The organism is Sphingopyxis sp. (assembly GCF_041916015.1).
Taxonomy (GTDB): Bacteria; Pseudomonadota; Alphaproteobacteria; order Sphingomonadales; family Sphingomonadaceae; genus Sphingopyxis.
In genome coordinates, this window is sequence record NZ_JAYSAH010000014.1 from 1 (window position 1) to 26653 (window position 26653).

The 26653-nt window shown below is 64.1% G+C and carries 26 protein-coding genes and 1 tRNA gene; 12 read left to right on the forward strand and 15 right to left on the reverse strand.

Annotated features, from left to right (window positions below):
* Nucleotides 1-279 precede the first annotated feature (279 nt).
* The 4 genes from ACE3SL_RS02235 to ACE3SL_RS02250 all read left to right on the forward strand — a co-directional run bounded on the left by ACE3SL_RS02235 (nucleotide 280) and on the right by ACE3SL_RS02250 (nucleotide 3614).
* Nucleotides 280-1782: an ATP-binding protein gene (locus tag ACE3SL_RS02235; protein ID WP_374524136.1), complete on the forward strand. Its 1503-nt coding sequence runs from the start codon at nucleotides 280-282 to the stop codon at nucleotides 1780-1782.
* Complete coding sequence (locus ACE3SL_RS02240) at nucleotides 1775-2221, forward strand: response regulator (protein ID WP_093512505.1); 447 nt, start codon at nucleotides 1775-1777, stop codon at nucleotides 2219-2221. Before ACE3SL_RS02235 ends, ACE3SL_RS02240 begins: the two co-directional genes overlap by 8 nt.
* A gap of 7 nt (nucleotides 2222-2228) precedes the next feature.
* Entirely contained in the window at nucleotides 2229-3281 is a 1053-nt protein-coding gene (locus ACE3SL_RS02245) for a sensor histidine kinase (protein ID WP_374524137.1), read from the forward strand.
* A gap of 159 nt (nucleotides 3282-3440) precedes the next feature.
* Nucleotides 3441-3614, forward strand: coding sequence for a DUF1328 domain-containing protein (locus ACE3SL_RS02250; protein WP_093512511.1), 174 nt, complete (start codon nucleotides 3441-3443; stop codon nucleotides 3612-3614).
* A 163-nt stretch (nucleotides 3615-3777) separates the two neighbouring features.
* Here ACE3SL_RS02250 and ACE3SL_RS02255 read toward each other — a convergent pair whose 3' ends face one another.
* The 4 genes from ACE3SL_RS02255 to ACE3SL_RS02270 form a co-directional block, all read right to left on the reverse strand.
* Nucleotides 3778-3954, reverse strand: a complete 177-nt coding sequence (locus tag ACE3SL_RS02255) for a hypothetical protein (RefSeq protein ID WP_374524138.1) — start codon at nucleotides 3952-3954, stop codon at nucleotides 3778-3780.
* Nucleotides 3951-4334 (reverse strand): hypothetical protein, encoded by a 384-nt coding sequence (locus tag ACE3SL_RS02260; RefSeq protein ID WP_374524139.1) that lies wholly within the window; start codon nucleotides 4332-4334, stop codon nucleotides 3951-3953. Before ACE3SL_RS02260 ends, ACE3SL_RS02255 begins: the two co-directional genes overlap by 4 nt.
* A gap of 202 nt (nucleotides 4335-4536) precedes the next feature.
* Nucleotides 4537-4794, reverse strand: a complete 258-nt coding sequence (locus ACE3SL_RS02265; protein WP_374524140.1) for a hypothetical protein — start codon at nucleotides 4792-4794, stop codon at nucleotides 4537-4539.
* Between the two features lie 27 nt (nucleotides 4795-4821).
* On the reverse strand, nucleotides 4822-5598 hold the full coding sequence (locus ACE3SL_RS02270) for a Crp/Fnr family transcriptional regulator (protein WP_374524141.1): 777 nt from the start codon (nucleotides 5596-5598) through the stop codon (nucleotides 4822-4824).
* Nucleotides 5599-5805: 207 nt separating this feature from the next.
* Between ACE3SL_RS02270 and ACE3SL_RS02275 the strand changes: the two genes are divergently transcribed.
* Nucleotides 5806-6036 (forward strand): hypothetical protein, encoded by a 231-nt coding sequence (locus ACE3SL_RS02275; RefSeq protein ID WP_374524142.1) that lies wholly within the window; start codon nucleotides 5806-5808, stop codon nucleotides 6034-6036.
* Nucleotides 6037-6296: 260 nt separating this feature from the next.
* On the opposite strand, the gene ACE3SL_RS02280 is transcribed toward ACE3SL_RS02275, so the two are convergent.
* From ACE3SL_RS02280 to moaA, 4 genes are all read right to left on the reverse strand, one after another.
* Nucleotides 6297-7805 carry a hypothetical protein gene (locus tag ACE3SL_RS02280; RefSeq protein ID WP_374524143.1) on the reverse strand — a complete coding sequence of 503 codons (1509 nt, stop codon included), beginning with the start codon at nucleotides 7803-7805 and terminating at the stop codon, nucleotides 6297-6299.
* Between the two features lie 522 nt (nucleotides 7806-8327).
* Nucleotides 8328-8402, reverse strand: a tRNA-Asn gene (locus ACE3SL_RS02285).
* A 60-nt stretch (nucleotides 8403-8462) separates the two neighbouring features.
* Complete coding sequence (locus tag ACE3SL_RS02290; protein ID WP_374524144.1) at nucleotides 8463-9233, reverse strand: NAD kinase; 771 nt, start codon at nucleotides 9231-9233, stop codon at nucleotides 8463-8465.
* Nucleotides 9234-9267: 34 nt separating this feature from the next.
* Complete coding sequence (gene moaA, locus ACE3SL_RS02295; protein ID WP_374524145.1) at nucleotides 9268-10272, reverse strand: GTP 3',8-cyclase MoaA; 1005 nt, start codon at nucleotides 10270-10272, stop codon at nucleotides 9268-9270.
* A gap of 60 nt (nucleotides 10273-10332) precedes the next feature.
* Here moaA and ACE3SL_RS02300 point away from each other — a divergent pair, with 60 nt between their 5' ends.
* A complete protein-coding gene (locus ACE3SL_RS02300; RefSeq protein WP_374524146.1) occupies nucleotides 10333-11529 on the forward strand; it encodes a GGDEF domain-containing phosphodiesterase in 1197 nt (398 codons plus the stop codon).
* Nucleotides 11530-11608: 79 nt separating this feature from the next.
* On the opposite strand, the gene mfd is transcribed toward ACE3SL_RS02300, so the two are convergent.
* Both mfd and ACE3SL_RS02310 read right to left on the reverse strand, forming a co-directional pair.
* The gene (gene mfd / locus ACE3SL_RS02305) at nucleotides 11609-15103 is read right to left on the reverse strand and encodes a transcription-repair coupling factor (RefSeq protein ID WP_374524147.1); all 3495 of its coding nucleotides are present in this window, start codon (nucleotides 15101-15103) and stop codon (nucleotides 11609-11611) included.
* Nucleotides 15100-15360: a succinate dehydrogenase assembly factor 2 gene (locus ACE3SL_RS02310; protein WP_374524148.1), complete on the reverse strand. Its 261-nt coding sequence runs from the start codon at nucleotides 15358-15360 to the stop codon at nucleotides 15100-15102. Before ACE3SL_RS02310 ends, mfd begins: the two co-directional genes overlap by 4 nt.
* A gap of 171 nt (nucleotides 15361-15531) precedes the next feature.
* Between ACE3SL_RS02310 and recG the strand changes: the two genes are divergently transcribed.
* Nucleotides 15532-17598, forward strand: a complete 2067-nt coding sequence (gene recG, locus ACE3SL_RS02315; protein ID WP_374524149.1) for an ATP-dependent DNA helicase RecG — start codon at nucleotides 15532-15534, stop codon at nucleotides 17596-17598.
* Here the strand turns inward: recG and ACE3SL_RS02320 are convergent.
* Both ACE3SL_RS02320 and tyrS read right to left on the reverse strand, forming a co-directional pair.
* Nucleotides 17595-17936: a PilZ domain-containing protein gene (locus ACE3SL_RS02320; protein ID WP_374524150.1), complete on the reverse strand. Its 342-nt coding sequence runs from the start codon at nucleotides 17934-17936 to the stop codon at nucleotides 17595-17597. The genes recG and ACE3SL_RS02320 overlap by 4 nt on opposite strands.
* A gap of 75 nt (nucleotides 17937-18011) precedes the next feature.
* Nucleotides 18012-19238, reverse strand: a complete 1227-nt coding sequence (tyrS, locus tag ACE3SL_RS02325) for a tyrosine--tRNA ligase (protein ID WP_374524151.1) — start codon at nucleotides 19236-19238, stop codon at nucleotides 18012-18014.
* Nucleotides 19239-19338: 100 nt separating this feature from the next.
* On the opposite strand from tyrS, the gene ACE3SL_RS02330 reads away from it, so the two are divergent.
* The 5 genes from ACE3SL_RS02330 to ACE3SL_RS02350 all read left to right on the forward strand — a co-directional run bounded on the left by ACE3SL_RS02330 (nucleotide 19339) and on the right by ACE3SL_RS02350 (nucleotide 23715).
* Nucleotides 19339-19656 carry a GIY-YIG nuclease family protein gene (locus ACE3SL_RS02330; RefSeq protein ID WP_374524152.1) on the forward strand — a complete coding sequence of 106 codons (318 nt, stop codon included), beginning with the start codon at nucleotides 19339-19341 and terminating at the stop codon, nucleotides 19654-19656.
* Nucleotides 19657-20223: a DOMON-like domain-containing protein gene (locus tag ACE3SL_RS02335; RefSeq protein WP_374524153.1), complete on the forward strand. Its 567-nt coding sequence runs from the start codon at nucleotides 19657-19659 to the stop codon at nucleotides 20221-20223.
* A gap of 2 nt (nucleotides 20224-20225) precedes the next feature.
* A complete protein-coding gene (locus ACE3SL_RS02340; RefSeq protein WP_374524158.1) occupies nucleotides 20226-21428 on the forward strand; it encodes an exo-beta-N-acetylmuramidase NamZ domain-containing protein in 1203 nt (400 codons plus the stop codon).
* Nucleotides 21429-21533: 105 nt separating this feature from the next.
* The gene (locus tag ACE3SL_RS02345) at nucleotides 21534-22454 is read left to right on the forward strand and encodes a hypothetical protein (RefSeq protein ID WP_374524154.1); all 921 of its coding nucleotides are present in this window, start codon (nucleotides 21534-21536) and stop codon (nucleotides 22452-22454) included.
* A gap of 16 nt (nucleotides 22455-22470) precedes the next feature.
* Nucleotides 22471-23715: a M24 family metallopeptidase gene (locus ACE3SL_RS02350; RefSeq protein WP_374524159.1), complete on the forward strand. Its 1245-nt coding sequence runs from the start codon at nucleotides 22471-22473 to the stop codon at nucleotides 23713-23715.
* Nucleotides 23716-23808: 93 nt separating this feature from the next.
* On the opposite strand, the gene ACE3SL_RS02355 is transcribed toward ACE3SL_RS02350, so the two are convergent.
* The 3 genes from ACE3SL_RS02355 to ACE3SL_RS02365 form a co-directional block, all read right to left on the reverse strand.
* Nucleotides 23809-24666: a DUF817 domain-containing protein gene (locus ACE3SL_RS02355; protein ID WP_374524155.1), complete on the reverse strand. Its 858-nt coding sequence runs from the start codon at nucleotides 24664-24666 to the stop codon at nucleotides 23809-23811.
* Nucleotides 24659-25465, reverse strand: coding sequence for a lipid II flippase Amj family protein (locus ACE3SL_RS02360; RefSeq protein ID WP_374524156.1), 807 nt, complete (start codon nucleotides 25463-25465; stop codon nucleotides 24659-24661). The genes ACE3SL_RS02355 and ACE3SL_RS02360 overlap by 8 nt, the downstream gene beginning before the upstream one ends.
* A 128-nt stretch (nucleotides 25466-25593) precedes the next feature.
* A partial coding sequence (locus ACE3SL_RS02365; RefSeq protein WP_374524157.1) for a VWA domain-containing protein occupies nucleotides 25594-26653 on the reverse strand: 1060 nt, incomplete at its 5' end.

Sequence of the window (26653 nt, forward strand, 5' to 3'; positions counted from 1 at the left end):
CGGCCATGGCTCTTTGGAAAATAGGGCTGGAGACGCGCCATCTGCTCGTCCGTCAGCCAGAATAAATCGCTCAAATTCAGGCTCCTTCGTGGTCGCCTGAATCATAATCGCTACCGCAAATCAATGGGTCCTGACCCTAGGTTCTTGCTCAAACGAGCGGCTGCCGCAAAAGGATGCGCGCCGATCGCATGGCCCCTCTCGGCCAAGGGCTTGCGGCGGCGCGATACGGCCGCCATCAACGGCGTCGAACCGTTGATGGAATGACCGGAAAGAGGGGGTATGGAATCGACGCGGATAGGGGCGCTTGGGCGCGATGCGCGCGCGAGCAGGCTGATCATCGGCCTGCTTGCGCTCGGCTTTGCGGCGCTTCTTGCGGCGGCCGTCGCCACTTTCTGGGTCCAGCGTCAGAATGAGGAGAGCTCGGCGCTTGTTGCGCACACGCTTTCGGTGGAGGCGAGCCTCGGGGGATTCGCAAGTGCAACCGAGCGGCTCGAAACCGCGCGGCGCGGATTCTTACTGACGGCGAACCCGGATTTTTTGCCCATCATCGTCGATACCGAAACCGCAGCGCGGACGCGCCTTGAGGAACTTTCGCAGCGCATTGTCGATAACCCCGAACAACAAGTGCGGGTAGCGCGCCTTCGTATGCTTCTCGGCGAATATGGAACCTATCGCCAGGAGGCCCAGCAACTCTCCGGCACGGCGCGCGCGAATATGCTTGCCGGCTTCATGAATGATCCCGCAGTTCTTCGCATTCGCGAGATGCGCAGCGTCGTCGAAGCGATGATCGCGGAAGAGGTGGGATTGTTGCGCGCCCGCGAGGCGCAGCAGCGGACGATGCAGCGCCTCTTCGGAGCAATGCTCGCTGCGACGGGCTTCCTCATTCTCGTCGTTGCGGGTGTCACGCTCTGGCTTGTGCGGCGAAACCTCGCCGAGCTTCGCTCGTCGCGTGCAGAGCTTCGTTATCTCAATGAAGGACTCGAGCAGCTCGTCGATGCGCGCACCGGCGAACTCAAGCGCGCCAATGCCGAAATTCAGCGCTTTGCCTATATCGTCAGTCACGACCTTCGTTCGCCGCTCGTCAATGTCATGGGCTTTACTGCCGAACTCGAAACGGCCCGTCAGTCGATCGCGGGCTATGTGAGCAAGAGCGACGCAGACGGGTGGGCGGCGCCTGACGCGACGACGCGGCTCGCGATCGAGGAAGATCTTCCTGAAGCGATCGGCTTCATTCGTTCCTCGACGCAGAAAATGGATCGGCTCATCAATGCGATCCTGAGCCTGTCGCGTCAGGGGCGCCGGACGCTCGCACCGGAGGCGCTCGATCTCGGCGAGGTGATGCAGGCTATCGTTGGAAGCCTCCGGCACCGCATCGACGAGACGGGCACACGCCTCCGCGTCGATGCTTTGCCGGTGGTGGTCAACGACCGCGTCGCCGTCGAGCAGATCCTGTCGAATCTTGTCGAGAATGCACTCAAATATCTGCAGCCGGGACGGCCGGGCGTGATCGAGGTGACCGGCGGCAGCGATCTCGGGCGCGCCTGGGTATCGGTTGCCGACAACGGCCGTGGCATCGAGCCGCGCGATCATGAACGGATTTTCGATCTGTTCCGCCGTTCTGGCGCGCAGGATCAGCCGGGCGAGGGGATCGGGCTTGCTCATGCCCGGGCGCTCGCATATCGCCTTGGCGGCTTTATCGAAGTCCAGTCCGAACTGGGTGCGGGGTCCACCTTCCGGCTGATCCTGCCCATCGAGTGGCAAAGCGGAGAAGAGGATGCCTGACCAACTGCCCGTCAATATCGTGATGATCGAGGACGATGAGGGGCATGCGCGCCTCATCGAGAAGAATATCCGGCGCGCCGGTATCTCGAACACGATCCATCATTTCCTCGACGGCACGTCTGCCCTGTCGTTCCTGTACGACAGCGACCATGGTCCGGTGCGCAACGGCCCTGCACTGATCCTGCTCGATCTCAACCTGCCTGACATGAGCGGCACCGATATATTGGCGAAGATCAAGGGCGATGGCAGCCCGCTCCGCCGGACACCCGTCGTGGTGCTGACCACGACCGATGACAAGATCGAGATCCAGCGCTGCTACGACCTCGGCTGCAACGTCTATATCACCAAGCCGGTGAACTATGAGAATTTCGCCGACGCCATCCGGCAGCTCGGTCTCTTCCTGTCGGTGATCCAGGTCCCCGATCCCGATCCTGCCTGAGGCCTGCTTGCCCCATATTCTCTATATCGATGACGATGACGGCATCCGCCGCCTTGTATCGCGTGCGCTCGCCCGAAAAGGCTTCGAGGTAAGCCTCGCGGCCAGCGGCGCGGAGGGCGTCGCGATGACGCAGGAGGGCGGGTATGACCTGATTGCGGTCGATCATTATATGCCCGGACAGGACGGTCTCTCGACGCTGGAGGCGCTGCGTGCGCTTCCCGATTGTCCGCCAATTGTCTATGTCACCGGTTCCGAGGAAAGCCGCATCGCGGTCGCAGCGCTCAAGTCCGGGGCCGACGATTATGTCGTGAAATCGGTCGGCGAGGATTTCTTCGACCTTCTCGCGAACAGCTTCGAACAGGTTCTGGACCGGGCCGAGCTCCGCCGCGAGCGGCAGCGGGCGGAGGAGGAATTGCGCGCGAGCAATTTGCGGCTCGAGGCGTTGCTGAAGGAGGTCAATCACCGCGTCGCGAACAATCTCCAGATGGTCATGTCCTTCATCGCGCTGCAGGCGAAAACTTTGGGCGACAGCGCCGCGCGCGAAACGCTCGAAAAGACACAGGCGCGGATCGCGACGATCGCTCAGGTCAACCGGCGGCTCTACACGACCGATGATGTCGAATATGTCGCGATGGATGACTATCTCGCGGGGCTTGCCGCTGACCTGGCGGCGAGCTGGTCGAACGGGGATGCGCATCGCATGATCGAAGTCTCGGCTGATCCGGTGCGTCTCTGTACCGACAAGGCTGTCGCGCTGGGGATGATCACCAATGAGTGGGTGAGCAACGCTTGCAAATATGCCTATGGCGAAGAGCATGGCGGGGTCATTCGCGTCGCTCTCCGTTCGGGCGGGAAAGACCTTCTCGAACTGGCGGTCGAGGACGACGGGGTGGGGCTTCCGGCAAATGGGGCGATCAAGGGGACCGGCCTCGGCACCCGGCTGATCGACGCCCTTGGCCGTACGCATCGCGCCGAAGTTCATTATGGCCCGGTGCCCGCGACGGGCGCCGGCACCCGCGCCATGATCAGCCTGCCGCTACGCGCTGGCGACCTTGCCTGACTCGCGATGACGGAACGCGTCGCCTTGCGCGCGGCCGGAACTTTGCCGGCCCGACAGCGTTAACGGCTCATCGATGCAAAATGACGTTGCGGCCGCGGTCGCGGGCTTTGGACCATGTTCAGGGCAGCGGAATTCTGCACACGAAAAAGGGAGAATGACATGTTTCGCTACGCCATTATCTTTGCTGTGATTGCCCTCATCGCCGCGCTTCTCGGCTTCGGCGGCATCGCGGGTCTGTCCGCCGATTTCGCCAAGATTCTGCTGGTCATCGCAGCGGTGCTTTTTGTCGTCGGCATCCTGTTCGGGCGCGGCGGTCGCCGTACATTGCCCTGAGGATTTCAGGCGGTGGGAGCGCCGCGTGATATCCGGCACTCCCTTTCAGATAAGGCGGCCTTCCGGGCCGCCTTTTTTGTGGATCGACAGCATCACGGCATAACAAAAGGCCCGCCGAAGCGGGCCAAGTCCGAAGCGTAGAGGGCGCTTCGCGGGGAAAGGATCAGTTGCCGGTGCCCGGCTTGCCGGTCTTCGGTGCCTTGCCGTCTTCGATACGGCCTTCATTGCGAAGATCCCGGCCTTCCTGGGCCTTGCGCTGGCTTTCGGGGGAGTCGCCATTCTCATAGGCTTCTTCCTTTGCATAGCCGGCGGCTTCCTTGATCTTGCCTTTGACGCTCATGATGTTTCTCCATCTGGGTTGCACAGGATCAACCGGGTGAGCAAGCCGAAGTTGCCGTCGCGGGGCACGTGATGCTGATTTTCCGGAATCGTCATAACATGGATCAAGACGGCGGTTTTCCGGGGAACAATCATGGTTGGCGGCGCGTCTCGCGGAGGTCTGCTCCCCCCGCAGGCGCAATTGAAGAAGAGGATGTCCCGATGTCGCAGAACCCCAACCAGCAGGGCAATCAGCCGAACAAGAACCCCGGCCAGGATCGCCAGCAGGAGCAGCAAGACGACGCGAAGCGTCGCCAGCCGGGCGAGGATGGTGACGATCGTCAGCAGGTCGGCAAGGACGATCAGAATCGTCAGAACCGCTAAACAAAAGATGCGCATCATTGCGCGCTTTTGGCCGGGCCGCGATCTGTCGCGGCCCGGCTTTTCCTTATTCGCGACTTAACCCAGGTTGTTTCCGGACAGCGGCCATAAGTCTTGCCACGGGACAGGCAATCGTTCGTTCGCGACCCACAATGTGGAAGGCCAGCGAGGCGTCATGTTGGAAAGCGTGCCCGCATCCTCGCTACACGCCGCGCGCTGACTTTCAATGCCTGACGGTGTCGGCAGGACGCCAATCGGCATCGACGGCGATCATCACGACCGCGAAACGTAGCTGGCCATCATTGTTGGTGACATTGATCCGAAGCTCATGGTCTTTCAGCAACAGCGAGGGATCGTCGTGAATCAGCCCGCCGCCATATCGGACTGCTTCGTGCCGCGCCGCATTGTCGTCGGGCAGCTCATGACCCTGATCGTCAATGTCCTGCGTGCCATCGCAGACATGAAAATAGTAGCGCGGCATGTCGGGTCGTCTCCTGTCTCCACAGGACTAAACCGCCGAGACGGTGTTTCGATGCAGATAAAGGTCCGAAAAATCGGCCATTTGCCGCAGGATACCAAGATCGCCGATCGTCAGGCGGCGCGAAATGCGTCGCACGGCGCCAGCATCCTCCAGCAACTTGATCGTCCGGTTGATGTGGACGGGCGTAAGCCCGAGCAAGTCTGCGAGCTGCTCCTGGGTCAACGGCAATTCGAACCCGCTGACATCCTCCTGCGCGATCTGCTGTACACGGTAGAATATTTCGCAAAGAAGATGGGCAAGCCGGGCCAGCGCGTTGCGGCGGCCGATGTTGAGGAGCCACTCGCGGCCGATCGAGGCTTCGATCAGGATGTCGACGAGTACCGCCCGTGCAAGGTTCGGCCGCGGGGCGACAAGTTTCTCGAAATCCTTGATCGAGAAGACCGCCAGTTCGACCGGGGTCAGCGCTTGCAGGCTATGATCGGCCGTTTCGACATAAAGCGACTGAAAATCGAGTGCGTCGCCCGGGATTTTGAGGGCCACGATCTGGCGCCCGCCATCGGCCGACGTCTTCTGGCGATAGGCATAGCCTTGCAGCAGGACCGGGCAGACCGTCGCCTTCTCGCCTTCGCGCAATATATGCTCGTTGGCTTCGAGGCGGCGGATACTGAAGGGGAGGTCGCGGATTGCCTGCTGGTCGTCGGCGGATAAGGGGCTGTGGCTCAAGAGCTTGCGAATGAAGATTCCGAGGCGATCCTCTTTCGTCATGGCAGCATCGTCACCCATCCAGCGCACCAACATGGGCATGACTTCTGCCGTATCCGATCAAGGCGTTGTGATGGCGCATACTAGAGAGAACATCGGGGTATCCGATGGGTTCCGTATACGGACAACGAATGTGTCGCGGTCCTTATGGCCGCGAATTCGCGGCGACGATCCAACATGGATCAAGTCGGCCGACCCCGCTTTCAGCTAGGGATGTTTGGGGGTTTGCCGAGGATGGAGATGCCAGCCTTGTTGACCAGCGACACTTGGGCAGCGCTTGTTGAAGCAGAGGATGGCTATGGCGAAGGAGCCGAGGCACATGCTCTTGCAATGGCTGCTGCGGCGCGCAGCCAAGGTGACGAGAAGCAGGCGCATATTTGGGCTGCAGCTGCCGACGAGCTTCACATCCTGCACAACATAAACAAGCAATGGGCAAAGCCGCGTGACCGGCCCTTCGGCGCACATCGACCCGCTGCCTAGAATAGAGCCGGCCGTTGACGATGGTGCCGCCGCTCGGGTGCAGGGCCCGTGCCAACAGATAGCTGCTGTCGTCGCATGCGAGAAACGGGAAGCATGGCGCGACTGCGTTGGGCTCGCCCAGGCGCTTCATCGGGATGCCTTCGCCGAATGTCATTGCCTTGTCGGCCGGTGCGCCGCGGCGGGATCGCTCGTAAGAGCTGCCCTTCGTTCAGTAAACTGGAGTTCTTACCCGAGCGGTTGAGCCCCGTCCTGCGCCCCGCTCAGTTTTCGTAATAGACCGGCCCCAGCGCGTCGATTACAGCGACGGCGTCGAGCGCGTCGCCTTCGCCTTCGCCCAGCAGACGGATGGTCAGTTCGGTCTTGTAGCCGGTCAGCGTCCGGTTCATCGGCACGCCGTTCATAGTCTGCGTGAGATAACGCTGGTAATCGTTCCGCCCGACGACGTGAAAATGCGACTTGCCCGCCTCGCGCGCGAGTTCGGCCGCCCGTAGTAGAGTCATCTCCTGAACCACCGGGCCAGAGGTGGTATTACCGGTATATTCGACCTTGATCGAACCGTCCTCGTTCGGGGTCGAACGAAATCCCGCCGTGCGGTCGATCCCCCCGAGCAACGTTGTGCCCATCGAAAACGCCGCGCCGACCAGCGCGCCGAGAATATTCGGGCGCGATTTTTCGTAGTCGATCAGCTTGCGCTGCGATTCGGGGCGGATCAGCAGATTGTCCGCCATTCCGGATAGGCGCGCCGGACCGCGTTTTGCAGCGGGCGCCAGTGCAGGCAGATCGGGTGCGCCCACGGCGCCCGCAGCACGTGCGGCGGCATAGGCGGCGTGGAATTCTTCCGTCACCGGGGTCGCGCGCAATTGCTTGCCCTGAAGCGCGGCGGCGGCATCGGCGAGCCGGCCCTCGGCGATGGCAAGGCGGGCATCGACCAGATCGGCCAACGGTTTGAAATGTTCGGCGCGCACCATTTCAACCAGCAGGGTGACGATATCCTTGGGAGCCTGCTTCCCCTCTTCGCCCTGCGAATTCCCAGTCGGACCGGCGGCGTCAAGCGCGGCGCGGGTCGCCTCAACCCAGGCACGGGCGGCTGCGGGCTGGCCATGGGCGGCAAGCGCATAGGCCTTGGTCATCGCCCCTCTGACGGGAGCCGACCACTCGGACAGTAGCGGCGCGATATTGCCGCCATTGGTCATAATCGCCTTGAACGAAGGCGCTTCGGGCATGACCACCGAAGGCGTCCCGGCCGAGGCCGCCAGTTCGGCGAGATCGCCGGACTGGGACGCGATCTGCGAGAAAAGGCCCCGAGTAGCTGGATCGATGCGGGCGAGGTTCTGCCAGATCGTCGGATCGGCCGGATTATCACCATTTGCGGCGCGGAGCATGCCTGCGACCCGCTGGACCTCGAGCGCATAGGGGCGCTTGGCCGCCGCCGCTTCAGCCAGCGCCAGCGCTGCCTTGCGCTCGCCCGTCTCGTTCAGGGCAAGGGCGTGCAGCAGATCGAGCGAGACGGCCATGCTGCGATCGTAGAAGAAATCGCCGGCGTAGGCCTTGCCTGCCTCTTGGGCGGCATCGAGATCGGCGAGCGCACCAGCGGCATCCCCAAGCTCCAGCTTCGCCGCAGCGCGGGCGCGCATCACATGGGCGCGGCGCAGTGTCTGCTCGGGCAGGAGTTTCCCGCTCTCTAGCACGCGGTTGCACGCGGCCAGCGTCTGGCTGGGCGCATCGCGAGCGCCGAAGCGGTAGGAGGGGAAAGTCGCCTCGCCCCGCATCCCGTCGTCGCTGCCCTTGGGTTTCTTAAGTCCGTCGCATTCGGAGAAATCCTCCGATACCCCCGAATGGGCGGGCACGGCGATTCCGAGCGCAAACGCAGCAAGCACCGCGCGGGCGAAAATCGCGTTCATTCGGTGCAGCCCCCAACCCCCTGTGCCGCAAGTGCTTGGCGCCCAGCGGTGAAGCGATGTCTAATTTGGATTGTGGGGGGCGGCAATCGGGAAAAGGTCGAGCGCGAGGCATTTAAGTGAACCGAAACGACAACGGCACGGGAAGTCGGCCGCTGCCCAATCAGGATCAATGAAATTGCCGGGAAGAGAGACGATCCCGGTTCGCGTTAAGGAGGTCGGCCGTCGCCGCAGCTGGCGTGGGCGGAGACGAGGATTCGGGAACGACGAAATCCCCAGTCCCGATTGGAACTAGGGAGAAATGAAATAAAAACAGAGAAATAATGGAAAGAAAAAGCGAGTGTATAACTCTAAGTCGCTGAAAAAGGCACAATTGTGCCTTGTCCGGTTTCGTGGCTCCCCGGGTAGGATTCGAACCTACGACCGATCGATTAACAGTCGATTGCTCTACCGCTGAGCTACCGAGGAACACGCCGCCGAAGCGGGAAGGCGGTCCCTTTGCCGCCGCTTGCGGGATTAATCAAGCCCTCAAACGATAAATTGTTCCATCGCGATGCGTTCGTCGAGGCCTTGGTCGGGATCGAACAGCAAAGTCAGCGGGCGGCTGCGGTCGGTGGTCACCAATACCGTCTTCACGTCGCGGATTTCGCGCTGGTCGGCAACCGCGCTGACTGGGCGTTTCGCGGCCTCGCGGACGTTGAAGCGGATGCTCGTCGATTCGGGCACCAGTGCGCCGCGCCAGCGCCGCGGGCGGAAGGGGCTGATCGGGGTTAGCGCGAGCATCGCCGAATCGAGTGGCAAGATCGGGCCGTTGGCGCTGAGGTTGTAGGCGGTCGATCCGGCGGGGGTCGACACCAGCACGCCGTCGCACGCGAGTTCCTCCAGCATCGTTTTTTCGTTGATCATCACCTCGAGCTTCGCGGCCTGGCGGGTTTCGCGAAGGAGCGAGATCTCGTTAATCGCGGGTAGAATATGGCGCTCGCCGCTGATCGTCGTGATATCGCCCGACAGCGGATGGATCAGGAAGGGGCGTGCTGCGGCGATGCGTTCGAGCAGGCCGTCGACGCGAAACTCGTTCATCAAAAAGCCGATCGTGCCGCGGTTCATCCCGAAGACGGGCAGGCTGCGGCGCTGGTCGAGCAATTGGTGCAGCATGTGCAACAGGAAGCCGTCGCCGCCGAGCGCGATCAGCATGTCGGCCTCGGCGAGATCGACGAAGTCGTAGAGCGGGCGCAGTTCGGCCTCGGCTTCCAGCCCCGCGGGTGCGTTCGACGCCACCAGTGCGATCTTGCGTTGCATTCGGTCCCCGTGCCCCCAAATTCTGGGCGGCATGTCAGCCGCCCGTTGCACTCATATGACGCGCGACCGCCGGTCTGGACTTTCGTTCGATATGAAAGTCATGCGCGCGGGGTTTGCCAGCCAATGCGGCATCAATCAAGCCATCGACGTCGCCCCCGTCGCGCAAGGCTGCGCGCAGATCGATATGATCGTCCTGGCCGAGGCACATATAGATGCGCCCCTCGACGGTCAGGCGGATGCGATTGCACGTCGCGCAGAAATTGTCGCTGAGCGGCGTGATGAGGCCGAGCGTGACCGGGCTGTCCTCGACCGCGAAATAGCGCGCGGGACCGCCGGTGCGCTTGTCGATGGGGAAGATGTTCCGCGCGGCGCGGAGCGGGGCGATGAACTGGTGGAGCGGGATATAATGGTCGCTGCGATCCTCCGCGACCTCGCCGAGCGGCATCGTCTCGATCAGCGTCAGGTCGAAACTGTTCGCGGCGCAATAATCGAGCATTGGCAGCAACTGATCCTCGTTGAGCCCGGTGAGTGCGACCATGTTGATCTTGACCGCGAGTCCCGCTGCGCGCGCCGCTTCGATCCCGCGCAGCGCTATGGCAAGGTCGCCGACACGGGTGATGTTGCGGAAGGCCGCGGCATCGAGCGTGTCGAGGCTGACATTGATCCGCCGCACGCCGGCATCGGCGAGCATCGGCGCATGGTCGGCGAGGCGCATCGCGTTGGTAGTCAGCGTCAGCTCATCGAGCCCGTGCCCGATCAGCGCGCCGAGCCGCATCGCGAGCGTGTCGATCCCGCGCCGCACCAGCGGCTCGCCGCCGGTCAGGCGGATGCGCCGGATGCCGCGCGCGACGAAGCGCGCCGCCAGATCGCCCATTTCCTCGATGCTGAGCACCGCCGAGCGGGGCAGGAAGGTCATGTCCTCGGCCATGCAATAGCGGCAGCGGAGATCGCATCGATCGGTGACCGACAGACGCAGATAGTCGATCCGGCGGCCATGGCCGTCGGTGAGTGCGTCGGTCGGAGGCGAAAGCATGACCATCGGTGCGATTGTGATGCAAAAGGGAAGGGCTTGGCAAGAAAAGCCTGATAGAGGGACGCGATGAATCGTGTTTCCGAATCCCTGTCCGACTGTGTTCGGATGCTTGAAAATCTCCATATCCGGCATGAAAGCGACGCCGGCGTCATGCTGGTCCAGGTCGATCAGATGGCGCGCATCAACAACAGCGCCGGCACCGCGGCCGGCGACGCGGTGCTCGACGAGATCGGCCGGCGGCTCGAGAATTTCGCGGACGACGAATTCGGCCATGGGAGCTGCGTCGAGCGACTCGACGGGCCGCGTTTCCTGATCGTGCCCGCGGTGCCGCTTTCGCTCGGCGCGCTGCGTGCACAGGAACGCGCGTTGCATGTCGCGCTCGCCGAGCCGATGGTGGGAGACCCCAAGGGGCGACTCGCGATCCGTATCGCGGCGGCGCTGATCGTTCGTGACGAGCCCATTGTTGACCAGCTCCGCAATGCCGGCGACCAGCTCGCGCGTCCCGCCTCGGCGCGCGACGGGGCGATGGTGAGTTCGGCGCTGTCACGTGGCGAGGTCGTGATTCATTATCAGCCGCAATATGACGTCGGGAACGGCGCGATGACGGGGGTCGAAGCGCTGCTCCGCTGGCAGCATCCGGAGCTTGGCTTGCTCGGCGCGGGGCCGCTTGTCACCGCGGCGCGTGCGGCGCGGCTCGAACGCGAGCTGACCGAGCACGCCCACCGTGTCGCGCTGGCCGAGATCGCAGGCTGGCCGCGTGCGCTTGCGAAGCTGCGCGTGTCGCTCAATATCACCGCCGCCGACCTCGGCGATCCCGAATTCGCCGATCGCTTCGCGGCGATGGCGAAAAGGGCCGGGGTCGATCCCGACCGGCTGACGCTTGAACTCACCGAACAGGCGATGCTCAGCGAGCCGGCGAATGCGGCGGCGCAGCTGGCGCAGATTCGCGCGCTCGGTTCGGCGATCGCAATCGACGATTTCGGCACCGGCTATTCCAGCCTGTCGCTGCTCGCGCGGCTGCCGATCGATTATCTGAAGATCGACAGCGGCTTCACCCGCAGCCTCGACGGCAGCGACCGCGACCGCATCGTCGTGCGCGCGATCGTCGATCTGGCGCGCGCGCTGGGGCTGCTGGTGGTTGCCGAGGGGATCGAGAATGAAGCGCAGCTTGCGCGGCTGAAGGAGCTCGGGGTCGCGACCTGGCAGGGGTTTCTGAAATCGGGGCCGGTGCCGGGGGGTGAGCTGCTGGAGTTGATGGAATAAGCGTCGCCCCGGCGAAGGCGGGCGTTGCCAGCGACCTTGCGCTACGCCGATTGCGGCCCCCGCCTTCGCGGGGGCGACGTTAAGCGGCCTGCTTCGCCAGCTTCCCCAAGCCCTTCGACAATTGCAGCGCGCCGTTGAGCCGTGCGCCCGCGCTGCCCCAGTCGCCGCTGATCGACAGTCTGTTGTCGGGCCGAATCCGCGCGCGGCCCTTCAGCCGCTCGACATAGGCGATGAGGCCGGGGACGTTGGCGAACTGGTCGCCGTGGAAGCTGACGAGCGCGCCCTTGGTGCCGACGTCGAGCTTCGCGATGCCCGCGGCCTTGGCGTTCGCCTTGATCTCCATAAGCTGAATGAGGTTTGCGGTCTCGGGCGGCAGCGGGCCGAAGCGGTCGATCATTTCGGCCGCGAAGCCGTCGAGCGCCGCGCGATCCTCGGCCTCGTTGAGGCGGCGATAGAGCGCCATGCGCAGCGGCAGGTCGGGGACATACTTCTCGGGGATCAGGATCGGCTCATCGACGGTGATGACGGGCGACAGCGCCTCGCGCGGCGGCGCGGCGCCCATGCCCTCGGCCTTGGCGACGAGGATGGCCTCTTCGAGCATCGACTGGTAAAGTTCGAACCCGACCTCGCGGATATGCCCCGACTGTTCGTCGCCGACGAGATTGCCCGCGCCGCGAATGTCGAGGTCGTGGCTTGCCAGCTGAAACCCCGCGCCCAAAGTATCGAGGTCGCCGAGCAGCTTGAGACGCTTCTCCGCCGTGTCGGTGATCGCGCCGCCCTCGGGGGTCGTGAGATAGGCATAGGCGCGGGTCTTCGACCGCCCCACGCGGCCGCGGAGCTGATAGAGCTGGGCCAGGCCGAAGCGGTCGGCGCGGTGCACGACCAGCGTGTTGGCGCTCGGGATATCGAGACCGCTCTCAACGATGGTCGTCGATACGAGCACGTCATATTTGCGGTCGTAGAAGGCGCTCATCCGTTCTTCGACCTCGCCCGGCGCCATCTGGCCGTGCGCAACGACATATTTGATCTCGGGCACGCGGCTGCGCAGGAACTCTTCGATGTCAGGAAGGTCCTTGATGCGCGGGGTGACGAAGAAGCTCTGGCCGCCGCGGTCGTGCTCGCGGAGCAAGGCTTCGCGAATGACGACGGGGTCCCACGGCGCCACATAGGTGCGCACCGCGAGGCGGTCGACCGGCGGCGTCTGGATGACGCTGAGTTCGCGGAGGCCCGACATCGCCATTTGCAAGGTGCGCGGGATCGGGGTCGCGGTGAGGGTCAGGACGTGAACGTCGGCCTTGAGCTGCTTCAGCCGTTCCTTGTGGACGACGCCGAAGCGCTGCTCCTCGTCGACGATGACGAGGCCGAGATTCTGGAACTCGACCGATTTCGCGATCACCGCATGGGTGCCGACGACGATATCGATCTGGCCGCTGGCAAGACCGTCGCGCGTCTTCTGCGCTTCGCCTGCGGGCACGAGCCGCGACAGGCGGCCGATGTTGACCGGAAAGCCTTTGAAGCGCTCGACGAAATTGCTGTAATGCTGGCGCGCGAGCAGGGTCGTGGGGACGACCACCGCGACCTGCACCCCCGCCATCGCCGCAACGAAGGCGGCGCGCAGCGCGACCTCGGTCTTGCCGAAGCCGACGTCGCCGCAGACGAGGCGGTCCATCGGGCGGCCCGAGGCGAGGTCTTCGAGGACGTCGCCGATCGCGCGGTCCTGATCGTCGGTTTCCTGATAGGGGAAGCGGTCGGCGAAGGCAGGATAGGCGGCGTCCTGCGCGAGCACTTCGCCGGGACGTAGCGCGCGCTGCGCTGCGGTCGCGAGCAGTTCGCCCGCGATCTCGCGGATGCGCTCCTTCATCCGCGCCTTGCGGCGCTGCCAGGCTTCGCCGCCGAGCTTGTCGAGTGCGACGCCCTCGCTCTCGCCGCCGTAGCGCGAGAGGACGTCGAGATTTTCGACGGGGACGTAGAGCTTGTCGCCGCTCGCATATGTCAGCGCGACGCAGTCGTGCGGGCTGTTCCCGACCGGGATCGAGGTCAGTCCCTCGTAACGGCCGATGCCGTGGTCGAGGTGGACGACGAGATCGCCGACGCTGAGCGTTGCAAGTTCGGCAAGGAAGGCGTCGGCGCTCTTGCGGCGCTTGGCGCGCCGGACGAGGCGTTCGCCGAGAATATCCTGCTCGGTAAGCAGGCTGATCGCGTTGCTGGCGAAGCCATGATCGAGCGGCAGGACGACCATCGCAGTCGCGCCGCCGCTTTCCGCCGAAGCGGTACCGAGTGCGTCCTGCCAACTGTCGGCGGGCGCGAGCGAGGTCACGCCATGGTCGCGAAGCAGGCCTGACAAGCGCTCGCGCGCGCCGCCCGAATAGCTGGCGATGATCGTCTTGCGGCCCTTGCGGCGTTCGTCCGACAGATGATCGGCGACCTTGTCATACACGTTGAGGTCGGCGGTGCGTTCGGGGGTGAAATCGCGCGCGGCGAAAGTTTCGAGGTCGATCACCGGCGCGGCAGGGGGCACGTCGAAGGGTGTCACGATGTGAATTGGTCGCGCGCGTTCGAAGCCGGCCCATTCGTCGCTGATCAGGTAAAGCGCTTCGGGCGCGAGCGGGCGATAGCTGCCGGCCTGTTCACGCTCGGCGGCGACCCGGTTCGCATGATAGTCGGTGATCGCATCGAAACGCGTTTCGGCGGTCGCGTCGGTGCGATGGCCGCGCAGCACTGGCGTCGCGGGGTCAATATGGTCGAACAGCGTCGCCAGCCGCTCTTCGAACAGCGGCAGCCAATGGTCCATTCCCGCTTGTCGCCGGCCTTCGCTCACCGCCTGATAGAGCGGATCGCCGGTCGCTTGCGCGCCGAAGATTTCGCGATAGCTCGACCGGAAGCGCTTGATCGTCGCCTCGTCGAGCAAGGTTTCGGCGGCGGGGAGCAGTTGCAGCGCCTTGGCGGGGCCAAGGCTGCGCTGGTCGGCCGGGTCGAAGCGGCGGATGCTCTCGATCTCGTCCCCAAAGAAATCGACGCGCAGCCCGGTTTCCTCGCCCGCCGGGAACAGGTCGACGATACCGCCACGCACCGCGAACTCGCCCTGATCGGCGACGGTGTCCACACGGTTGAAACCGTTCGCGACCAGCAGCTCGGCGAGCGCGTCGCGGTCGATCCGCTGCCCCGGCGCGAGCGTCGTCGCAAGCTGGCGGATGCGAAAGGGCGTCAGCGTGCGCTGGGTGATCGCGGCGACGGTGGTGAGGATCAACTCGCCGCGCTTCGGCGGAGCCTGCAAGGCAGAGAGCGTCGCGAGCCGATCGGCGCTGACGCGCATCGACGGTCCCGCGCGATCATAGGGCAGGCAGTCCCACGCCGGGAAGCGATGGACGATCAGATCGGGCGCAAAGAAGGGTGCTGCGTCGGCGACCGCTTGCATCGCCGCATCGTCGGTCGCCACATAGAGCAGGCGCTTGTCGCTCGCGCGCCCCAGATCGGCGAGCAGCAGCGGCAGGAAGCCGTCCGCCGCCCGCGCGAGCGTCAGCGGCGCCGAGGCCGACGCGATGGCGGCAAAGATGTCGGCGGCGCTTCGGATCACGGCAGCGGGATATAGTCCAGCCGGCGCATCGCGGCGATCAGCGGCGGATTGTCTAGATGCGCGGGGGGATGGCCGGTGCCGAGCGCCCACGCCATGATGTCGACGTCATCCTCCTCGACGATGGCTTCGTACCAGGCGAGTTCGGCTTCGCCCCATTCGGGCGCATAGCGGTCGAAGAAGCCGCCGATCATATAATCGGCCTCGCGCGTGCCGCGGTGCCAGGCACGGAATTTGAGACGTTTGAGGCGGTCTTGCATGGCGGGCCTTCTTGAGCGGTCATGAACATCGTCCCGTTCCGTTCGTGTCGAGCGAAGTCGAGACATCCATCGGCCTTGCGCTGCACCGACGGGCATCTCGACTTCGCTCGATGCGAACGGAGATGAGGGGCTGGGCAAAACGAAGGGTTCGAGGCTAGACACGCCCTAGCCATGCGACCCGAAATCCTCAACCCGCTCTTTGCCGCGCTGACCGACCTCAAGGGCGTCGGGCCGCAGCTCGCCAAGCCGCTGACGCGGCTGGGGCTGGAGCGTGTGGTCGATGTGCTGTTCCATCTGCCGACGGGCCTCATCTCGCGCGTGCCTGTGGACCGGCTCGATCAGGCGCAGGCCGGACAGACGATCATCGTCGAATTGACCGCGCAGGATTATCGGCCGGGCCGATCTCCTCGCGCACCGTTCGGTGTCGAGGCGTTCGACGATGCCGGCGATCATGTCCGGCTCGTCTATTTCGGGCGGACTTCGGGGCTCGCGCGCAAGCTGTTCCCGCTCGGCGAGAAGCGCCGCGTGTCCGGCCGGCTCGACCTCTATGGCGACATGCGCCAGATCGTGCACCCCGATCATGTTGCAGAACCGGGCGACGAGGCGGGTATCGCCGAACATGAGCCGGTCTATCCGTTGACCGAAGGGCTGACCAACGCGCGCCTGTCGCAGCTCGGCGCGGTAGCGCTCGAACGGCGACCCGAGCTGGCCGAATGGATCGACGCGTCGTTGCTAGCCGGCCGCGGTTGGCCGGCCTGGCACGAGGCGATGACGCGCGCGCACGCGAGCCCGCGCGACGAGGCGGCGCGCGACCGGCTGGCCTATGACGAGATTTTCGCGAGCCAGGTCGCGCTAATGTTGATCCGCGAGGGGCTGCGCGCGCGCAAGGGGCGGGCGATCGTCGGCGACGGGCGACTGACCGATGCGCTGCAATTGCCGTTCGGACTGACCGGCGCGCAGGAACGTGTCGGGCGCGAAATCGCGGGCGACATGGCACAGGATCGGCCGATGCTGCGGATGCTGCAGGGCGATGTCGGGTCGGGTAAGACGCTGGTGGCGCTGCGCGCGATGCTGGCGGCGGTCGAAGCGGGAACGCAGGCGGCGCTGCTCGCGCCGACAGAAATTCTGGCGCGCCAGCATTATGCGACGTTGCAGCGGATGCTCGGCGGCTTGCCGGTCAACCTCGCGATCCTGACCGGACGCGACAAGGGCAAGGCGCGCGAATCGACGTTGATGGGGCTTGCCGACGGCAGCATCGACATCCTCGTCGGTACGCACGCGATCTTCCAGCAGGCGGTGACCTATAAGGACCTCTCGCTCGTCGTCGTCGACGAGCAGCATCGTTTCGGCGTCGCGCAGCGGCTGATGCTGACCGCAAAGGGCAACCGTCCGCCGCACCTGCTGGTCATGACCGCGACCCCGATCCCGCGCACGCTCCAGCTTGCCAATCATGGCGAGATGGACGTCTCGCGGCTCGACGAGATGCCGCCGGGGCGCACCCCGGTCGATACGCGTGTCGTCTCGGTCGAGCGGCTCGACGAGGTGGTGGCCTCGCTCGACCGCCATCTCGCGACCGGCGCGCAGGCATACTGGGTGTGTCCGCTCGTCGCCGAAAGCGAAGGAAGCGACCTCGCGGCAGCCGAAGAGCGCGCGGCGCTGCTCCGCGCCCGGCTTGGTGAAGCGCGCGTCGGGCTCGTCCATGGGCGGATGAAAGGGCCTGAGAAGGATGACGTCATGGCACGCTTTCAGGCGGGCGAAATCGGTGTCCTCGTCGCGACAACGGTGATCGAGGTCGGGGTCGATGTGCCCGCCGCCAGCCTGATGATCGTCGAACATGCCGAGAATTTCGGCCTCGCCCAGCTCCACCAGCTCCGCGGCCGCGTCGGGCGCGGCGCAGCGAAATCGGTCTGCCTGCTGCTGCGCTCGCCGAATCTGTCGGAGACCGCGCGCGAGCGGCTGACGCTGATGCGCGAGACGAACGATGGCTTCCTGATCGCCGAAAAGGATCTCGAACTGCGCGGCGGCGGCGAGCTGCTAGGGCTCAAGCAGTCGGGCGACGCCGATTACCGCGTCGCCACGCCCGAGCAACTCGTGCGGCTACTCCCCGTGGCGCATGACGATGCGCGTCTGTTCGTCGAGCGCGACGGCGGCATGGAAGGCACGCGCGGCGAGGCGGTGCGCCTCTGCCTCTACCTCTTCGAACGCGATGCGGCGGTGCCGCTGCTCAGGAGCGGTTAGTTTACGTCGCCTCTTGCACCCATGGCGCGGATCATCGGCAGATAGTCCTCGGCGGCGATCGATTTCTCGAACTGGACGCCGGTCTTGCCGCCGAGCGACCAGACCACCTTCGCCGCGGTGCGGCCGATGATCGGCATGCGGAAGACGACGAGGTCGCCGATCTCCAGCCCGCGCTCGTATCGCATCAGCATACCGTCGGCGCTGATGTTGACGCAGGTGCACATTTCCTGCCGCCCGTCGGGCAGTACGAAAGGCAAGCGGCAATAGACGTCGCTGCGCGGCGCTATCCGCTGGTCGAGGCCGACATAATGGGCCTTGCTGGTATCGATCTTGCGCATACGTCCCGGACCTTTGTGGTGTGGCCGGGACGTTCTACGCGATTGCTGAAGAATCGGTAAATGACATTTTCCGGTTCAGCGGATCACCAGGCCGTGCTTCTTCGACCCCAGGCTGACCGGAATGTCGGCGTCAGCGGGCTGGATTCGATGCTGGGGATCGCGGACCACGATCCCCTTGATCTTGACCGCACCCTCGTCGAGCTTGCGCCGCGCTTCCTTGTTCGACGCAGCGAAGCCGAGCTCGCGCAGCGCATCGACGATGGTGATGCCGTCGGCACCGGCGGCCACCTGCGGCAGATCGCCACCAACCTGGCCCTTTTCAAAGGTTTGGGTCGCGGTTTCGGACGACGCCTTTGCCGCTTCGGCGCCGCGGCAGAGCGCGGTTGCCTCGTTGGCGAGGATTTTCTTCGCCTCGTTGATTTCGGCGCCTTCGAGCGCCTCGAGCCGCGCGATCTCGTCGAGCGGCAGATCGGTGAACAGCTTCAGGAAGCGGCCGACGTCGCGGTCGTCGCAATTGCGCCAATATTGCCAATAATCGAAATGAGGCAGCTGTCCCGAATTGAGCCACACGGCACCCGCCGCGGTCTTGCCCATTTTGGCACCGGCCGCGGTCGTAAGCAGCGGAGTCGTGAGGCCATAGAGATCGGCGCTGTCCATGCGGCGGCCAAGCTCCATGCCGTTGACGATATTGCCCCACTGGTCCGACCCGCCCATCTGGAGCCGCACGCCGCGTTCCTTCGACAGGTAGCGGAAGTCGTATCCCTGCAGGATCATGTAGTTGAATTCGAGGAAGGTCATCGGCTGCTCGCGCTCGAGCCGCAACCTGACCGAATCGAAGGTCATCATGCGGTTGATCGTGAAGTGCGTGCCGACTTCCTGGAGCAGTTCGATATAGCCGAGCTTGCCGAGCCAGTCCTGATTGTCGACCATCACCGCGTCGGTCGGCCCGTCGCCGAAGGTCAGAAATTGCTGGAAGATACTGAAGATCGACGCGATGTTCGCGGCGATCGTCTCGTCCGACAGCATCTTGCGGCTTTCGTCGCGTCCCGTCGGGTCGCCGATCCGCGTCGTGCCGCCGCCCATCAGCACGACGGGCTTGTGCCCCGTCTGCTGCAGGCGGCGCAGCATCATGATCTGGACGAGGCTGCCGACGTGCAGGCTGGGCGCGGTCGCGTCGAAGCCGATATATCCCGGGACCACCTGTTTCGCGGCGAGCGCGTCGAGCCCTTCCGCGTCGGTCATCTGATGGATATAGCCTCGCTCGTCGAGCAGGCGCAGCAGGTCGGATTTATGGTTCGTCATAGCGGGCGGGCGCTTAGCACGCGTCCTATCCGATGGAAACAACCCAAACCCGTTCGCCCTGAGCTTGTCGAAGGGCCGTTCTTCCTTTTACACCCTGCATATGAGTTTTTGGGCCTATATGCTGCATTGCCGGGGAGGGGCCTTCTACACTGGTCACACGGATGATTTGCCGCGACGGATTGCCCAACATGAGTCTGGAGCGATTGCTGGCTTCACAGCCGACAAGCTGCCGGTAGTTCTTGTTTGGAGTCAGGATTTCCCAACGAGGATCGAGGCATTGGAAGCTGAGCGCCGTCTTAAAGGTTGGAGTAGGGCGAAGAAGATGGCGTTGATCCGTGGCGATTGGGACAGGATTTCGAGCTTGGCAAAAGGAAAGAGCGGTCCTTCGACAAGCTCAGGACGAACGGGAGAGGATTGAATGCCGGTGCACTCGATCGAGCGGTCCCTACTCATCTGCCACCCCGATACGCCGGCAAAGGCGGTGCGGTCGATCGCGGTCGAGGTCGAGCTGTCTTTCGACGACGGCTTTGCCCTCCGCTTCATCGTCGATGGCGAGATCGGCGCGCTGGTGCTGCCGCAGGGCGAGGGCGAGCTGGTGATCGCCGACAGCAGCACCGACGGGCTTTGGCAGAGTAGTTGTTTCGAGGCGTTCCTGACCGAAGAAGGCCAGCCCGACTATACCGAGTTCAACTATGCGCCCGACGGTCGCTGGGCCTGTTACCAGTTCGACGATTATCGTTCGCTGCTTCGCGCCGATCAGCTTGCGCCATGGCGAATGGAGGTCGAGCGGAGCCCCCGCCGTTTCGCGATGCGCATCGAGCCCGGTATCTTTCCGGACACCGGATCGAAGCTGGCGCTGTCGGCGGTGATCGAGGAAATCGACGGCACCAAAAGCTATTGGGCGCTCTGCCATCCGCCCGGAAAGCCCGACTTCCATCATCCCGATTGCTTTCAATTGACGCTTGGGGCACCCGACGCGGCATGACTGTGCAATTCGGTATAGACCGCCTGCTCGCCGATCCGGCGCTCCGCAAACCTCTCGAAGGCAAGCGTGTCGCGCTGCTCGCCCATCCGGCCTCGGTCACGGCGGATTTGACGCACAGCCTCGATGCGCTGGTCGCGGCGGGGATCGACGTCAGCGCGGTGTTCGGGCCGCAGCATGGGGTGCGCGGGGACCTTCAGGACAATATGATGGAGTCGCCTGACTTCACCGATCCGACCTATGGCATGCCGGTGTTCAGCCTGTACGGCGAGGTGCGGCGGCCGAGCGGCCAGTCGATGCACACGTTCGACGTGATGCTGGTCGACCTGCAGGACCTGGGCTGCCGCATCTATACCTATGTGACGACGTTGCTCTACATCCTCGAAGCCGCCGCCGAACATGGCAAGGCGGTGTGGGTACTCGACCGTCCGAATCCGGCAGGGCGCCCCGTCGAGGGGACGCGATTGCTCGCGGGCTGGGAAAGCTTCGTCGGGGCGGGGCCGATGGTCATGCGCCACGGGCTGACGATGGGCGAGATGGGGCACTGGTTCATCTGCCACTTCGGGCTCGACGTCGATTATCGCGTCATCGGGATGGAAGGCTGGGACCCGAAAGGCGCCGGCTTCGGCTGGCCGACGGATCGCGTGTGGATCAATCCCAGCCCCAACGCGGCAAACGTCAATATGGCACGCGCCTATGCCGGTACGGTGATGGTCGAAGGCGCGACGCTCAGCGAGGGCAGGGGCACGACGCGTCCGCTCGAACTGTTCGGCGCGCCCGATATCGACGCCAAGGCGGTGATCGCCGAAATGCAGCGGCTGGCGCCGCAATGGCTGACCGGATGCAAGCTGCGCGATATCTGGTTCCAGCCAACCTTTCACAAACATGTCGGCCAGCTCAACAACGGCATCCATATTCATGCCGAGGGTGCCTGGTACGACCATGCGGCCTTCCGCCCGTGGCGCGTGCAGGCACTGGGATTCAAGGCGATCCGCTCGCTCTATCCAGACTATCCGATCTGGCGCGGCAAGGATTTCAAGTACGAGTATACCGACGATGTGCTCGCGATCGACGTGATCAACGGCGGGCCGGGCCTGCGCGAATGGGTCGACGATGCCGGCGCGGTCGCGGGCGATCTCGATGCGCTGGCGTTGCCGGATGAAGCGGGGTGGCGCGACGAGATCGCGGAGTCGCTGATCTATCGATAAGGGGAACGGACGGTGCCGAGGGGGAGACGGTGTCTTGCGGCGGCCGCTGGCGCGGTCCTCACGCTTCCGATTGCGGGTTACGCGGCTAAGGAGCCCGCTTCCTATGTGGAGCGTGATGCCATCACGCTGCCTGTTTCGGGCGGGACCGATTACGAAAGTCGACAGCAATCCAATCGCCATATCGCCGACTTGCTTCGGAAAAGAGCGACGGAAGAAGCGCGCGACCTCGAATATCAGCCGCAGGTTGGTTCTTATGCCATATATCCTGCCGACTCTTCGCGTCCGTGGATCGTTATCGGTGCGGTGACTCCCCGCAAGGGCGTGTTCTACGCGAGGCCTTACGGCAACTATGCAACGCTCGACGATTATAATCATGGCCGGATCGAACAGCGCAACGGCAAGATCGATGTGTGCCGGATGGAAATACAATGGGACCAGCTTCCGGACGGGCCGATCGCGCCGGGGATGATCTGGGTGGGCATGTCCATGTCAGGCGTCGATTGTCAGCCGCCGCCGACCGAGCAGTTGGCCATGCTGGATGAATGGCAGACCCGCAAAGCGAAACCGGACTATATCGTTGAGGGCAGAGCCTCGGGTGGTGAGATTAACGTCGCACTACTCCAAGAAATTCGGCCGAAAGGTTGGGTCTATCGTCCTTTCGATGCGGTCGCGGCTTCGACCAAAATCCTGGAAGCTGGCGATAGTGTAAAGTGGGCGATACCTTTGATCGACGATAGCCGAACCGCATCGATCGTCGCGACGCGGCGTGGACGATTGTTGGTCTATTTTGCTGACCGGTCGCATGTGAGCGCGAGCGACGACGAAAAGCTGATGTGTGTTGTCGATGGGCTGTCATGGGCGGAGATCGCGGCAGAGCCCCGCAACTCCGCGATGCAGACCGCCGGGCGCCTTTGCAGCGATCTTTTTAGTCAATATCAGAAACGTTACTCCGAAGAGCTGGAGCGTAAATTTAAGGATGCGCCACCGTCTTCCATCCAATCGATTCCAATGACGCCTCGAAACTGATGGAGGTATAGCGATGATGCAACGACGGCATTTCCTAGGCACGGCGGCGCTCGGCGGGATAGCAGCGAGTCTGCCGTCATCGGTTCTTGCTGCCGATATCGCCGGTCTGCCGAATCTTGCCACAGAGGCGGTCCCCATCGGCAAGGCCGAGCGCATGGCGCGGATCGCGAAGGCAAAGGAGCTGATGCGCGCGAACGATATCGGCGCACTGCTGATCGAGCCGGGATCGAGCCTTATCTATTTCACCGGGGTCGAATGGTGGCGGAGCGAGCGGTTGACCGCCGCGGTGCTGACGCGCGAAGGCGAAGTTGCGATCGTCACGCCCTTTTTCGAAGAGCCATCAGTGCGCGAGAGCCTGGGTGTCGAGGCCGAGGTGCTGACGTGGAACGAGGACGAGAACCCCCTCGCTGCAGTCGCGGCGTGGCTCGGCAAGCGCGGGCTGGCGAAAGGGCGTATCGGGGTCGAGGAGACGGTGCGCTATTTCGCCGTGGATGGCCTGCAAAAGGCGATGCCCGGGGCGGCGGTGGTGAATGGCGCGCCCGTCGTGCGGGGGTGCCGGATGCACAAGTCTGCCGCCGAGATCGCGCTGATGCAGATCGCCAACGATATCACCGTGGCCGCCTATCGCCACACCGCGCCGCGGATCGTGGCGGGGATGACGCCCGCCGACATCGGCGCGATCATGAAGGCCGCGACCACCGCGCTGGGCGGTAACAGCGAGTTCGAACTGATCCTGCTTGGCGAGGCGAGCGCCTATCCGCACGGCAGCGGCAAGCCGCAGGCGGTGAAGGCCGGCGAGGTCGTGCTGATGGACTGCGGCGCGACCGTCCATGGCTATCAATCCGACATCTCGCGCACCTTTGTCTACGGCAAGGCAAGTCCGCGCCAGCGGCAGGTGTGGGACGAGATGCGCAAGGGGCAGGATGTCGCCTTCGCCGCCGCGAAGCTGGAGACGCCGGCGGGGCAGGTCGACGATGCGGTACGCGCCTTTTACCAGAGCCTTGGCTGGGGACCGGGATACCGGCTGCCCGGCACCTCGCACCGCACAGGGCATGGCATCGGTCTCGACGGGCATGAGCCCGTCAACCTGGTGCGCGGCGAGATGACGAAGCTGGCGCCGGGCATGTGTTTCTCGAACGAGCCCGGCATTTATATCCCCGGCGAATTCGGAATTCGGATCGAGGATTGCTTTTACATGACTGACAGCGGGCCAAAATGGTTCAGCGAGCCGCCATCGTCGATCGATCAGCCGTTCGCTTAACCCGTCGCCCCCGTGAAGACGGGGGCCGTTTCAGGCCTGATCCAGCACCGATGGGTAAACCGCTGGCGGCCCCCGCCTTCGCGGAGGCGACGGCTATCCAGCATTGTCGGGCGTCTTCGGCCGCTGGACGATGCTCACCAGCACGAAACTGATGATCATCAGCAGATACCAGCTTCCGAGTTTCTCAACTCCCACCATGTGCCAGCCGTCCTTCTGGCTGGGATAGGTCCAGGCGCGGGCGAAGGTGCCGATATTCTCGGCGAACCAGATGAACAGCGCGACGAGGCCCCAGCCGACGAGCAAAGGCATTCGGCGGTGGACGTGCAGCGGGCGGAACCACACCTGGCAGCGCCAGAAGAGGAAGGCGGTCGCTGCGAACAGCAGCCAGCGGATGTCGGGCAGCCAATGGTGCGCGAAGAAATTGACATAGATGGCGGCGGCGAGGGCGTAGCTCGTCCACAGCGGCGGATAGGCGGTGTAGCGGAAGTCGAAGATGCGCCAGACGCGCGCGATATAGCTGCCGACCGCGGCATACATGAAGCCCGAGAAGAGCGGCACCGCGCCGATGTGGAGCAGGCTTCCCTCGGGATATTGCCACGACCCCGCGGCGGTCTTGAACAATTCCATCACCGTGCCGACGATGTGGAAGATCAGGATGACGATCGCCTCCTTCGGCGTTTCGAGCCGGAAGGCGAGCATGGAGAGCTGGATCAGCACCGCGCCGATGGTGATCGCATCATAGCGGTGGATCGGCGCGCTGTCGGGCCAGAAGAGATGCGTACCGAGCAGCAGCGTCAGCATCAGCGCGCCGAACAGGCACGCCCAGCCCTGCTTGAAGCCGAAGACGAGGAATTCGAGGAACCAGCCGCGCGGCCCCGGTTCGACCGCCATCGCCTCGAGGCGGCTCCGGACGGCGTGGAAGCGGCTGTGTGCCGCTGGACGCTCAGACATGCACGGAGACGTAGGCGATCAGCGTCGCGGCAGGCAGCAGCAGCGCCTGCGCGAGGACCGTACCGGCAAGGCGGCTCAGCGAGATGAAGGTGATCGCGCGGCGGAAATCGGCCTCGTTGACCTTCCCCTCGACCGCATCGTCGGTCATCACCGACAGTTGCGGATCGATGAAGGCGAACAGCAGGATCGTCGCGAAACCGTTGATCAGCGCCGAGAGCTGCGATGCCGTGACCCGGAACTCGGGCGCGAGATAGCCCGCATAGAGCGAGGCGACGACGCCGACCGCGAGCAGCGATTGCGCGAGGCAGTTGGCAACCAGGACGCCCCAGCCGATCCCTTTCGGCATCCGCCAGCCCTTGAGATGGCCGAGGCTCGGGACGCGGAGCGACTGGCGGACGGTGCGGAGGCCGCTCGGGCTGACCGCCTTCATCGCGAGCTTCGTTGTCGAACGGTTGTTCTGGTACCAGCCGATCGCGGCGGCGAACATGCGCTGGCCGGTGGGGACGAGCAGGATGCCGATCAGAGTCGCGACGCTGGCGGCGGCGAGCACGAACTGCATGTCGATGAACAGCGAGGCGCCGCTGCCGTCGTGGATGCGGGTCTCGATCCGCTTGGCGAGGAAGGGCCCAAGGAAGCTGTTCGATGTGCGCGAGAAGAGCACGAGGATGTTGAACAGCGCGAAGGACATGGCGATGCGCCGCGTCCGCACCCCGGCGATGCGCGCGGCATAGGCCAGCGCGCCGATCAGGTTGATGAAGCCGGTGAGGAGAAGGATGGTGACGAGGGGGAGGTCGATCATGGGGGGCCTAATATCTCGTCATTGCGACCCCGGCGAAAGCCGGGGGAAGCAATCCAGGGCGGTTTACGCAGGCTCTGGATTGCCACGGGCCTTCGGCCCTCGCAATGACGATTAAAGAAAACTGTGGATCAATGCTTTCGCGTCAGCTCGCGCATCGCGTCGTCGAGCCCGGCGAGGGTCAGCGGGTACATGCGGTCGTTCATCAGCTGCTTGATCAGCTTCACCGACTGGGCATAGTTCCAATGCGCCTCGGGCACCGGGTTGAGCCACACCGCGGCGGGATAGACATGGGTGATCCGCTGCATCCAGACCGCGCCCGACTCCTCGTTGAAATGCTCGACGCTGCCGCCCGGATGGGTGATTTCATAGGCCGACATTGACGCGTCGCCGACAAAGATCACTTTGTAATCATGGCCATATTTGTGGAGTATGTCCCACATCTGGTGGCGTTCCGACCAGCGGCGCTTGTTGTCTTTCCATACCCCTTCGTAAGGGCAGTTGTGGAAGTAGAAGAATTCGAGATTCTTGAACTCGCTCGTCGCGGCGCTGAACAGTTCCTCGCAGAGCTTGACGAACGGGTCCATCGAGCCGCCGACGTCGAGGAAGAGCAGCAGCTTCACCGCGTTGCGCCGTTCGGGGCGCATCTTGATGTCGAGCCAGCCCTGCCGCGCGGTGCCGTCGATCGTGCCGGGAATGTCGAGTTCGTCCGCCGCGCCCTCGCGCGCGAATTTGCGCAGGCGGCGGAGCGCGATCTTGATGTTGCGGGTGCCGAGTTCCTTGGTGTTGTCGAGATTGGCGAACTCGCGCTTTTCCCAGACTTTCAGCGCGCGCTTGTGCTTGCTCTCGCCGCCGATCCGCACGCCCTCGGGGTTGTAGCCCGAATTGCCATAGGGCGATGTGCCGCCCGTGCCGATCCACTTGTTGCCGCCCTGATGGCGCTTCTGCTGTTCCTCGAGCCGCTTCTTCAGCGTTTCCATGATTTCGTCCCAGTCGCCGAGCGACTTGATCGCCTCCATCTCCTCGGGCGTCAGATATTTCTCGGCGACCGCCTTCAGCCATTCCTCGGGCACGTCGACGGGGTTCTGGCCGTAATCGGTGAGCAGGCCCTTGAAGACCTTGTTGAACACCTGGTCGAAGCGGTCGAGCTGCCCCTCGTCCTTCACATAGATCGAGCGGCTGAGATAATAG